General features: G+C 73.6%; 12 protein-coding genes. 5 read left to right on the forward strand and 7 right to left on the reverse strand.

Features of this window, described 5'->3' with window-relative positions; translation table 11 throughout:
* Nucleotides 1-85 precede the first annotated feature (85 nt).
* A complete protein-coding gene (locus tag E8D34_RS03075; protein WP_136593121.1) occupies nt 86-1,321 on the forward strand; it encodes an oxygenase MpaB family protein in 1,236 nt (411 codons plus the stop codon).
* A 21-nt stretch (nt 1,322-1,342) separates the two neighbouring features.
* Here the strand turns inward: E8D34_RS03075 and E8D34_RS03080 are convergent, their stop codons facing one another.
* Nucleotides 1,343-1,855 carry a flavin reductase gene (locus E8D34_RS03080; protein WP_136593122.1) on the reverse strand — a complete coding sequence of 171 codons (513 nt, stop codon included), beginning with the start codon at nt 1,853-1,855 and terminating at the stop codon, nt 1,343-1,345.
* 30 nt (nt 1,856-1,885) lie between these two features.
* Complete coding sequence (locus E8D34_RS03085) at nt 1,886-2,590, reverse strand: lysophospholipid acyltransferase family protein (RefSeq protein WP_136593123.1); 705 nt, start codon at nt 2,588-2,590, stop codon at nt 1,886-1,888.
* Nucleotides 2,591-2,711: 121 nt separating this feature from the next.
* Between E8D34_RS03085 and E8D34_RS03090 the strand changes: the two genes are divergently transcribed.
* Together E8D34_RS03090 and E8D34_RS03095 are read left to right on the forward strand one after the other, a co-directional pair.
* Nucleotides 2,712-3,488, forward strand: coding sequence for an alpha/beta fold hydrolase (locus E8D34_RS03090; RefSeq protein WP_206056528.1), 777 nt, complete (start codon nt 2,712-2,714; stop codon nt 3,486-3,488).
* Nucleotides 3,489-3,497: 9 nt separating this feature from the next.
* Entirely contained in the window at nt 3,498-3,980 is a 483-nt protein-coding gene (locus tag E8D34_RS03095; protein ID WP_136593124.1) for a hypothetical protein, read from the forward strand.
* 221 nt (nt 3,981-4,201) lie between these two features.
* Here E8D34_RS03095 and E8D34_RS03100 read toward each other — a convergent pair whose 3' ends face one another.
* Genes E8D34_RS03100 through E8D34_RS03120 form a run of 5 tightly spaced genes read right to left on the reverse strand, consistent with a single transcriptional unit; the run spans nt 4,202 to nt 8,251 of the window.
* The gene (locus tag E8D34_RS03100; protein ID WP_136593125.1) at nt 4,202-5,110 is read right to left on the reverse strand and encodes an ROK family protein; all 909 of its coding nucleotides are present in this window, start codon (nt 5,108-5,110) and stop codon (nt 4,202-4,204) included.
* A 13-nt stretch (nt 5,111-5,123) separates the two neighbouring features.
* Nucleotides 5,124-6,074: an ROK family glucokinase gene (locus E8D34_RS03105; protein WP_136593126.1), complete on the reverse strand. Its 951-nt coding sequence runs from the start codon at nt 6,072-6,074 to the stop codon at nt 5,124-5,126.
* A complete protein-coding gene (locus tag E8D34_RS03110) occupies nt 6,071-6,559 on the reverse strand; it encodes a hypothetical protein (protein ID WP_136593127.1) in 489 nt (162 codons plus the stop codon). Before E8D34_RS03110 ends, E8D34_RS03105 begins: the two co-directional genes overlap by 4 nt.
* Nucleotides 6,556-7,755, reverse strand: a complete 1,200-nt coding sequence (locus E8D34_RS03115) for an ArsA family ATPase (RefSeq protein WP_136593128.1) — start codon at nt 7,753-7,755, stop codon at nt 6,556-6,558. Before E8D34_RS03115 ends, E8D34_RS03110 begins: the two co-directional genes overlap by 4 nt.
* A gap of 37 nt (nt 7,756-7,792) precedes the next feature.
* Complete coding sequence (locus tag E8D34_RS03120) at nt 7,793-8,251, reverse strand: SRPBCC family protein (protein WP_136593129.1); 459 nt, start codon at nt 8,249-8,251, stop codon at nt 7,793-7,795.
* A gap of 100 nt (nt 8,252-8,351) precedes the next feature.
* On the opposite strand from E8D34_RS03120, the gene E8D34_RS03125 reads away from it, so the two are divergent.
* Both E8D34_RS03125 and cpaB read left to right on the forward strand, forming a co-directional pair.
* Complete coding sequence (locus E8D34_RS03125; protein WP_136593130.1) at nt 8,352-10,145, forward strand: AMP-dependent synthetase/ligase; 1,794 nt, start codon at nt 8,352-8,354, stop codon at nt 10,143-10,145.
* Between the two features lie 253 nt (nt 10,146-10,398).
* Nucleotides 10,399-11,115, forward strand: coding sequence for a Flp pilus assembly protein CpaB (gene cpaB, locus E8D34_RS03130; protein ID WP_136593131.1), 717 nt, complete (start codon nt 10,399-10,401; stop codon nt 11,113-11,115).
* Nucleotides 11,116-11,119 lie beyond the last annotated feature (4 nt).

The following is an 11,119-nucleotide window of genomic DNA, read 5'->3' on the forward strand; positions in this document are numbered from 1 at the left end:
CGCCGTGACGCCAGTGGCCAGAGTGATCGCCCTCGATCCACCCAACCCCTGGAAAACGATGGATTGCTCGCTTTAGCCTCGGATCATGACGCTCGACGAGGCCGCCACCGACGCCACGCCCGTCCCCACCAGCCTGCGCCGCGTCGACGAGGCGCGGTCCAGGTTCGGCGCCTTCACCGAGCCCTACCTGGAGGCGATGTGGCGCGGCGACGCGGCCGCGGACGCCTTCGTCGCCGACTTCCCGCGGCTCGGCCACGGCCGCGCGATGCGGATGCTGCGCACGGCCTGCCGCGAGGGCATCGACGCCGTGGCGGACGCCCCCGAGTCGCTGCGCGCCCTCTTCGCCGAGCTGGACGCGGTCCCCGAGTGGTTCGACCTGGCCGCGATCGAGGCGGCGACCCGGCACACGTCCCGCTACTCGCGCGCCTCCGGGATCGCGCTCGGCGCAGCCTCCCTGGTCAGCGGCTACGCCAACTCCGCCGCGTCGCGACCCCTGGAGATGACCGGCCGCTACATCGAGAACGCCGGCGCCCGGACCGTCGAGGTGGGGGCCTGGCTCAAGTCGGTCAGCGACCCCGGCGGGCTCGCCCGGTACGGCGAGGGGTTCGAGCTCACCGTCCGGGTCAGGATCATCCACGCCCTGGTCCGCGCGAGCCTGGCCGACCGACCGGACTGGGACACCGCGGCCTGGGGCGTCCCGATCTGCCAGGCCTACCTGGCCTACACGCTCGTCGAGTTCACCCTGATCCCGATCCGCGCCATGGGCCTGATCGGCGCCCCGTACCGGCCCGAGGAGCAGGCCGGCGCCTACGCGCGCTGGCGCTACATCGGCCACCTGCTCGGCATCGAGGAGGCGCTGCTGCCGCGCGACGCCGCCGAGCAGCAGCGTCTGGAGGAGATCTACCTGCTCACCCGGCCCGAGGTCGACGACTACTGCCGCTCCCTGGTGGCGAGCATCAACCGGGAGTTCCTGGTCCCCGAGATCGAGGGCGTGCTGCCCCGCTTCCTGCACCCGCGGGCTCCCGAGGTGGTCCACGCGCTGGAACGGATCTTCCTCGGCGCCGAGATCGCCGACGACCTGGCCATCCCGCCCACCCGGCTCGTCGGTGCGGTGCTCGCCGGTGGGCGGGTGCTGAGCGGCGTCAACCGCCTCCGGGACCGGGTGCCCGGCTCCATGGCGGCCCGGAGCCGGCGCGGCAAGCGGTTCGAGGCCGTCCAGGAGGCGCGACTGCGACGCGACTGGGGCGTGCAGCACGACCTGGTCGACGACTCCCCCGGCGGCGGCCGGCCGCACCCGGCCCGCGGCGACATGCCGGCCTAGCGCCGCTCCAGCACGGGATCCTCAGGGCGCCGGCGGACGCACGTACCGCCCGCGCCGGTGCAGCAGCGGCTGGTCGTCCTCGCCGATCTCGACGCGCTCCAGCTCGGCGGTCACCTCCACCGACCAGCCGACCGGCCGTTCGCCGACCAGCCGTACGGCGGCCCAGGTCGACGCCGAGGTCAGGCGCGGACCGTGCTCTGTCTGCTCCCACGAGGCCTGGCGGAACGGTCCGCCGGGCGCGGGCGCGGTGCCGGCGAACACCTCTGCGAGGCCTCGGTCGGGCCAGGCGAGCAGCTGGACCACGCCCCGGCCGGTGGCGCGCAGCTCGGCCACCAGGTCGGAGTCGGGGTCGAGCAGCGCCAGCAGCGCGGGGCGCGGACCGAGCGCCACCAGCAGCGAGCTCACCGTCAGCCCCGCTCGATCGGCACCGGCGCCGGCGGTCCACACCGTGATCGCACCGCCCAACCGCCCCCGGAAGCGCCGCGCCGGGTCCGGATCGGGGTCCGCGAACGGGTGGCTGGTGTGGATGGTCACGTGATCGCCTGATCGGCTGCGGCCGCCGGGCTAGGCGGCCGGGCGCTCCCCGTCCGACTTCTTGGCCAGCTCCTTCGCCTTCGCGGCGTACACGTCGACGTACTCCTGGCCGGAGAGCCGCATGATCTCGTACATGATCTCGTCGGTCACCGAGCGGAGGATGAAACGGTCGTTCTCCAGGCCGGCGTACCGCGAGAAGTCCAGCGGCTCCCCGAAGCGGACCGACGGACGCGTCCAGCGGCCGAAGACCTTGCCCGGCGGCGCCACCACGTCGGTTCCGATCACCGCGACCGGGATCACCGGCACACCGGTCTCCAGCGCGAGTCGGGCGATGCCGGTCTTGCCGCGGTAGAGGCGCCCGTCGTGCGAGCGGGTCCCCTCGGGGTAGATCCCGAAGATCTCACCCGCCGAGAGCACACGCTTGGCCGAGAGCAGGGCGCCCGCGGCGGCGTCGGCCCCGGAGCGATCGATCGGGATGTTGCCGGTGCCGCTGAAGAAGGTCTTCTTCAGCCAGCCGGTGATGCCAGGCGCGGTGAAGTACTCCGCCTTGGCCACGAAGCTCACCTTGCGCGGGACGACCAACGGCATGAACAGCCAGTCGGCGTACGACAGATGGTTGCTGGCGATGATCGCCGGCCCCTCGGTCGGAACGTTCTCCACCCCGGACGCCTTGGGCCGGAAGATCACCTTGAGCAGTGGGCCGAGCGCCACGAACTTGAGGAACCAGTAGAACAACGCTGCACACCTTTCCCCGGCGCTGCCGGGCCGCCCGCGGCCCCGGAGCCCGGACCGACGAGGTGCAGCGTAGTCCCTCGAGGGCGCCTCGACGCCAGGCCACCGGTGGCACAATCGCCGCGTGCCCTCCCCCACGCCGAGCCCCGACGCCCACCCGCTGACCCTTCCGGCACGCCCGGACCTGACCGGCGGCCGGCGGATCGGGGTGCTGCTCAGCCACGGCTTCACCGGGTCGCCGTACTCGATCCGGCCGTGGGCCGAGCACCTGGCCGAGCTCGGGTACGGCGTGAGCGTGCCGCGGCTGCCCGGACACGGGACCAGCTGGCAGGACCTCAACACCCGGCGCTGGGACGACTGGGTCGCCGAGCTCACCGGCGCCCTCGACGCACTGCGCGCCGAGCACGACGCGGTCGTGGTCGGCGGGCTCTCGATGGGCGGGGCGCTGGCGCTGCGGCTGGCCGCGGACCGCCCCGACGAGGTGGCCGGCGTGATCGTGGTCAATCCGGCGCTGGCCAGCAAGCGGCTCGACCTGAAGCTGCTCCCCGTGCTCAAGCACCTCGTGGGCAGCTTCCCGGGCATCACCGACGACATCAAGAAGCCCGGGATGAGCGAGCGTGGCTACACCCGGACGCCGCTGAAGGCCGTCCACTCCTTCGCGCAGGCCTGGCCCGGCCTGGTGGCCGACCTGCCGCGGATCACCGCTCCCCTGCTCTACTTCCGCTCGGACGTCGACCACGTGGTCGACGGAGCCAGCGAGCCGCTGATCCTCTCCCGGATCGGCAGCGCGGACGTCGAGCGGGTGGCCCTGCCGGACTCCTACCACGTGGCCACCCTGGACAACGACGCCCCGACGATCTTCGCCACCTCCGCGGACTTCATCGCCCGGGTGACGAAGTAGCCTGGGCCCGTGCAGCGCGAGGACGGGACCGATGGCCGGGCCGAGGACGCCGCCTGGCGGGAGATCGTCGAGAACTACGGCGAACGGGCCACGCTCGACCCCACGGAGGACCTGCCGGCACGGTCGGCCGACCAGACTCCGCAGCCCGAGCGCAGCGGCGACCACCCGTCCGCCCCGCCGCGGGACGAGACGCGGGCCGACGACGACGAGACGGCCCGCGGTCCCGCGGAGGAGCCGCAGGAGGACCGGGAGGACCGGTTCGTGCCGCCCGAGCCGCCACCGGTCCCGATCCCCTCGCCGGACCGGCTCGCCGCCTGGGTCGGCGTCCTCGGGTCCCCGGCCACGTTGCTGGTCTGCCTGATCGCCGGCATCGCGATCCCGACCTGGCTGGGCTGGCTGATGGTCGCCGGCTTCATCGGCGGCTTCTGCTACCTCGTGCTCAAGATGCCCGGCTCCCCCCGCGACCCCTGGGACGACGGCGCCCAAGTCTGAGCCGGATGGCGCGAGCGCGTCTCGCTTCGCTTCGCCGCGCTGCCGCGCACGCGGTCGAGGTTCGCTCGGTGCCAGGTGGCCGAGCGCCTCACCGCGGCTGCCCGCGGAGAAGCTCGCTCGCGGCCTCCGGTCGCTCGTTCCTCGCTCCCTCCGGACCGCTTGCTCGCGTTCCCCGCGACAGCAGCCGTCAGGGAGCCCAACGGTCAGGACGCGAGGGCGAGCTATCGACCGTCGCGGGCGAGGAGGGCCGCGCCGATCGCGCCCGCCTCCGGACCGAACGCCGCCGGCACCAGCTCCGGCACCACCCGGTAGCCCGCCCCCTGCAACGACTCGGCCATCGCGGCCCGGGCGGGGTCCAGCAGCAGGTCCCCGACGGCCGACACTCCCCCGCCGACGATCACCACCTCCGGGTCGAACGCCGAGACCAGGCCAGCGGCACCGACACCGAGCCAGGTCCCCACCGAGGCGATGCTGCGCACGGCCACCTCGTCGCCCCCGCGGGCCAGCGCCGTCACCTGGGGGCCGTCGTAGTGCCGCCCGACGGCGACCCGCATCACGCGCTCGAGCGCCCGGCCGCTGCAGTACTGCTCCCAACATCCCCGCAGGCCGCACTCGCAGGCCAGCCCGTCCGGCACCACCTGCACGTGGCCGAACTCGCCCGCGGCGCCGTTGGCCCCGCGGTGCAGCCGACCGCCGAGCACCAGCGCACCGCCGATCCCGGTGCCGACGGTGATCAGGACCGCCGAGTCCACCCCGCGCGCGGCGCCGCCGACGATCTCGGCGTACGCCGCGCAGTTCGCGTCGTTGTCCAGCGTCGCCGGGACACCCAGCAGCCCCTCCAGGCGGGACCGCACCGGGGCGTCGCGCCAGGGCAGGTGAGCGGCGAACCGGACCCGCTCACCGGCCGCGTCGACCAGCCCCGCGCCGGAGATGCCCACCCCGCGGACGGTCCCGGTCCCGGTCGCGACGGCGCGCGCCGCGCGCGCCATGGCGTGCTCGATCTCCGCCTCCGGCGCCGCCCGACCGGGCATCGGCACCGTCACCGAGCCGATCACCTCGATCCCGGGGCCGCGGTCCTGGATCGCGACGGCCAGCACCTTGGTGCCGCCCACGTCGACGCCGACGTACACCGATCCTCCGCCCTCAGGTCCGGGCCAGGTCGGCGGCGCCGATCACGCCCGCCCGGTTGCCCAGCTCGGCGGTGCGGATCTCGGCCACGGAGCGGTAGCCGCGGCCCACCAGCCGCTGCTCGAAGCTGCTCCGCAGCGGGTCGAGCAGCAGGCTGCCGGCATCGCTCACGCCGCCGCCGATCACGACCACCGCGGGGTCGAGCACCTCGACCAGCGACGCGATCCCGTGGCCCAGCCAGTGGCCGAGCTGCTCGAAGAGCCCGATCGCGAAGCGATCGCCCTCCCGAGCCGCGGTCGTCACCATCGGACCGGTGATCGCCATCGGGTCGCCGCCGGCGCGCTCGCGCAGCCCGGCGGCGAGCCGGGAGCCACCGCCGGCCGTGGAGCGGGCGTCGCGGACCAGCGCGCTCCCGCTGCCGTACTGCTCCAGACAGCCTCGGTTGCCGCAGCCGCACAGCACCCCGTCGGGTACGACGCACAGGTGACCGATCTCGCCGGCAGCACCGAACGCGCCCCGCAGCAGCCGGCCACCGCTGATGATGCCGCCACCGACACCGGTGCCGACGGTGACCATCAGCTGGTCGTCGACGTCGCGTCCGGCCCCGAACCGGAACTCGCCCCACGCCGCGGCGTTGGCGTCGTTCTCGATCACCACCGGCAGGCCGGTCATCGCCGTCAGGTCAGCACCGAGCGGCTCGTCGCGCCAGGCGATGTTGGGCGCGAACAGCACGTTCGCTCGGGCCGCGTCGACGTACCCGGCGGCGCCCACGCCGACGGCCTGGACCTCCACGCCGGTCGCCAGGCTCGCGACCAGCCCGGCCACCGCGCTCTCGATGGCGGCCGGCTCGGTCGCCGGGGAGACGACCCGGTCCGTCGCCAGGACCTCGCCCTCCACGTCGACGAGGGCGCCGGCGATCTTGGTGCCGCCGATGTCGATCCCAATAGCCAAGGGTCCTGCGGTCACCACTCGCCTCCCGACTCCGATCCGTCTCCCAGGTCGATCCGCTCGACCTCGGGGCCCCGCGGGTGCGGATCCCCGCTTCCCTCGCCCGCGCTCGACACCGCCTGGTCGAGCAGCCCCGCCGCCGCCTGCAGCAGCGAGGAGGCCGCGCTCGCCAGGTGCGCGCGCACCTCGGGCGAGGTCTCCCGCACCACGTGGACCGCGCGGCAGACCGGACAGTAGCGACACTCGGCGGCGTCGGTGGCGAGGTGGTCGTTGACCTCACGGGCGAACGACGCGGCCTGGCCGGCCATCGCCCCCAGGCCCTCGCCGAGACCCTCGCCCAGCCCGCCGGCGCCGTGCTCGCGCGCGAGGTCGGCGAACGCGCCGAACAGCTTGGCCGCCTCCTCCGCGACGCTGCCGACCTCCTCCGCGTCCGGCCGGTCCCGGCGCCGATCGTCCTCGGCGTTGCCGCTGGAGCTGCCGCGGGAGCCGTCGCGCTCGGTCATCGTGCCCCTCCCATCGCCCGATCGGGCGCGGCGAAGCGCACCTGGAGCTCACCCTCGTGCACCCGTGCCCCGGCGACGTCCAGCCGCGCCAGCCCCGGGGGCAGCGTGAGCAACCGGCGCGCCGAGCCGACCGTGACCACCAGCTCGTCGCCGTTGCGGGCCAGGTCGACCTCGGCACGCGAGACGAACGGCAGGGCGAGGTGGAGCACGGCGTCACCGCCGTCGGCGCGGGTCACGCGGAAGGGCCCGTCGCCGCCGGGCACCTCCAGCGGGTCGGCGTCCGCGTACAGCGAGGCGGCGAAGCCGCGCAGCGCCGGCACCCCGAGCGGCTCGGCGGGCTGGTACTCCGAGCGCCAGACCGGAAGCCCGGCGAACGACTGGTGGACGCGACCGAGCACCTCGTCCTGCGCCTGCACCCACCCGGCGCGCCAGCTGTCGTCGCTGCCCTGGGGGAACACCCGGTTCGCGACCACACCGTCGACGCGGTAGCCGTAGAGGCAGAGGCTGGTGTAGGCCCGGCGCGCCTCGGCGAGCACCACGTTCTCCGGCGTCAGCACCAGCCGCACGGTCGACTCGGGCGCGGCCAGGAGCTCGTGGACCTCGTCCAGCTCGGCGTGCAGTCGGTTGACCGCGTCGAACACCGAGTCGCCCGGCATCGGCACGCCGGCCGCGCGGTTGAGCACCGGGCGCAGTGCCTTGACCAGTCGACGCTGGATCGGCAGCAGCCGCTCGATGTACCACCCGAGCGCCTCGGGCAGCGCGAGCAGCCGCAACGTCTCGGCCGTCGGCGCGCAGTCGACCACGATCACGTCCCACCGCCCGGAGCGCGCGTGCAGCCGCAGCTCGAGGAGTGCGAGCACCTCCTCGGCACCCGGGATCACCGTCATCTCCTCCGCGGCGACCGGGTCCATGCCGGCAGCGTCGAGCACCGAGAGCAGGTACCGCTGGACGTCGGCCCAGGACTGCTGGAACCTCAGCTGCGCGTCGACCTGCTGGAGGTGGAGCCGCGGCGCGACCTCGACCGGGTCCGCAGCCACGACGCCCTCGGGTACGCCGTACGCGTCGGCCAGGGAGTGCGCGGCGTCCGTGGAGAGCACCAGCGTGCGCAGCCCGCGCTCGGCCGCCAAGGCGGCCGTGCCGGCGGCCACGGTCGACTTGCCGACACCGCCCTTGCCGGTGAACAGAAGGATCCTCACGGTGCGGCGTGCTCCGACTTCCCCGACCCCGGGCGCCTCAGGCGCCGGTCTCCACGCGCTTCTTGAGCCCCTTCAGCGCGGTGTCGATCAGGATCTTCTCGCCCTTGCGCTTGAGCATGCCGATCAGCGGGATCGACACGTCCAGGGCCAGCCGGTAGGTGACCTCGGTGGCGCCGGCCGCGGTCTCGCGCAGCAGGTAGGCGCCCTCCAGCGAGCGCAGCATCTTGCCCTCCACCAGGTGCCAGGTGACCGAACGGTCACCCTCCCACTGGTAGCGCAGGGTGTACTCGTCCTTGATCGGCGAGACGTCGAGGGAGAAGAAGACGTCGCGGGCCCGGCCCTGTGCGGCGGGGTCGTCGTCGTCGAAGCTCGAGCGGACCTCGGCGACCATGACGCCCTTCGCCCACCTCGGGTAGGCGGGGAAGTCAGCGATCACTGCCATCACATCCGCAGCGGGCGCCTCGATGTGGATCGACGAAGACGTCTGCTCGGCCATGGCCGCAGGCTACCGGACCCGGTACCGGTCCGTGGCCTTGGTCGGCACCGGCGGTAGCCTCCCCTCGGGGCCCCGGCCGTCCAGCATCACAGGAGGAACCGTGCGCGAGTACTCGACGCCACCGACCGTCAGCATCGCCGCGACGGGAAACCTGACCGACGACGTCCTCCGCAACGCCGACGAGGTGCCCGACGCCCCGCTGTTCAGCCGGCCCCTCCGCGACGTCGACGAGTGGGAGGACGTCACCGCCGCCGAGTTCCGCGACGAGGTGGTCGCGCTCGCCCGCGGCCTGGTCGCGGCCGGCCTGGAGCCCGGCGATCGGATCGGCATCCTGTCGCGCACCCGCTACGAGTGGACGCTGCTCGACTACGCCGTGTGGTTCGCCGGCGCGGTCTCGGTGCCGATCTACGAGAGCTCCTCGGCCGAGCAGATCTCCTGGATCCTCGGCGACTCGGGCGCCCGTGCCGTCGTGGTCGAGGACGCGGGCCACGAGGCCCGAGTCGCATCGGTCCGCGACGCCCTCCCGCGCCTCGAGCACGTGTGGTCGATCGAGGGCGGCGCGGTCGCCACGCTCTCCACCCTGGGCGCGGTCGTCGCCCCCGAGGAGATCGAGCGGCGGCGGGCCGCCGCGGGCCCCGACGACCTGGCCACGCTGATCTACACCTCCGGCACCACCGGTCGCCCGAAGGGCTGCATGCTCACGCACGGCAACTTCGAGACCGAGCTGGCCGTGGCGGTCGACGAGCTCCACGAGCTGTTCGAGGGGGACGACACCTCGACGCTGCTCTTCCTGCCGCTCGCCCACGTGTTCGCCCGGATCATCCAGATCGGCGCCGTGAAGTCGCGCACCCGACTCGGCCACAGCGCCGACATCAAGAACCTGCTCGCGTCGCTGGACGCCTTCCGGCCGACCTTCGTGCTCGGCGTGCCCCGGGTCTTCGAGAAGGTCTTCAACACCGCCTCGCAGCGTGCCGCGGCGGACGGCAGGGGACGGATCTTCGACCGGGCCGCCGAGGTGGCGATCGCCTACTCGCGCAGCCTGGACCACGGCCGGGTCCCGATCCGCGTCCGCGCCCAGCACGCGCTCTTCTCACGGTTGGTCTACCGCAAGCTGCTCGCCGCACTCGGCGGCCGGTGCCGGTTCGTGATCTCCGGTGGCGCCCCGCTCGGCGAGCGGCTCGGCCACTTCTACCGCGGGATCGGCCTGACCATCCTCGAGGGCTACGGACTGACCGAGACCACCGGCGCCCTGACGGTGAACGTCGTCGGCGCCCAGCGGGTCGGCAGCGTGGGGCGCCCGTTGCCGGGCACCGCCGCGCGGGTCAGCGACGACGGCGAGCTGCTGTTCCGCGGTGGCCAGGTCTTCGCCGGCTACTGGAACGACCCCGAGGCGACGGCGGCGGTGATCGGCCCCGACGGCTGGTTCCACACCGGCGACGTCGGCGAGATCGACGACGAGGGCTTCGTCCGGATCACCGGCCGCAAGAAGGAGATCATCGTGACAGCGGGCGGGAAGAACGTCGCCCCCGCGGTGCTCGAGGACCGCGTGCGGGGCCACCATCTGGTGAGCCAGTGCCTCGTCGTCGGCGACGGTCAGCCCTTCATCGCCGCACTGGTCACGGTGGACGAGGAGGCCTTCGAGGCCTGGGCCGCCCAGCACGACCTGTCCGGCCCGGTGGCCGCACACGTGGACGACCCGGCGCTGCGAGCGGAGATCCAGGCCGCGGTGGACGACGCCAACCTCGCAGTGTCCAAGGCCGAGTCGATCCGGAAGTTCGCGGTCCTGCCCGAGGACTGGACCGAGGAGGCCGGCCAGATCACCCCCAGCCTGAAGCTGAAGCGCAACGTGGTCATGCGCGAGTGCCGGGACGAGATCGCCGCGCTCTACCTCTAGGGCGCTCCCCCGCCACAGCGGTCACCAGCAGTCACCAGCGGCCAGCAGGCCCCACCAGATACCAACGGACTCAGCAGACGCCTAGCGCATCGCCCGCCCCTTTTCTCAATTTGCGTCACCGTGGGCACCGCCACGGGTTAGCCTCGCCGTGCGTCGCCGGGAGGGGCGGCGCATTCACACCCTTTCTGATGGGTGCAAGGGGGGCAGCGCGGGCGTCACGCCCGTGCGGTCATGGGGAGCGGGGAGGGCTCTGATGGACCGTCGAAGGTTGCTGTTGATAGTCGCTGCGGTGGTTGCCGCGTGCGGCGTGTCGCTGGTCTTCGTGTACGCGCAGGGCGCCGACGCGCGGGCTGCGGAGAAGTACGACACCGTCGAGGTGCTCACGGCGGCGGAGAGGATCCTGCCGGGCGAGAGCCTCGACGACGCGCTGGAGGCCGGCAAGGTCGTCCTCTCGGAGGTCGCCCAGGGCCAGGTGCTCGCCGACGCGAGCTCGTCGGCGGACGGTCTCAGCGGCACGGTGGCGCTCACCACCGTCTACCCCGGCGAGCAGCTGATCCCGCTGAAGTTCGGCGGCGCCGACGAGGTCGAGGCCGCCGCCAGCCTGCCGATCCCGGACGGCAAGCTCGCCATCTCGATCGCCGTCGAGGACGCCGCCCGCGTGGGCGACTTCATCCGACCCGGCGCCGAGGTGACGGTCTTCCTGACCCGGCCCGCGCTCTCCACCCGGCTGCTGTTGGACCGGGTGACGGTGCTGGCCTTCGGCACCGCGACCACGGTGCCGAACGAGGGCGGCGAGACCCCCGAGGCCCGCGACGGGCTGCACTCGCTGCTGACCGTCGCGGTCTCGCAGCGGGAGGCGGAGAAGGTGCGGTACGCCGAGTCGATCGGCAGCCTCTCCGTCGCGCTGCTCAACGACGGCAGCAAGACCGAGCCCGACGAGGGCGTCGACGACGCCAACCTCTTCGACTGAGGAG

Origin of the sequence: Nocardioides sp. GY 10113 (genome assembly GCF_004919105.1) — a bacterium.
Lineage (GTDB): Bacteria > Actinomycetota > Actinomycetes > Propionibacteriales > Nocardioidaceae > Nocardioides.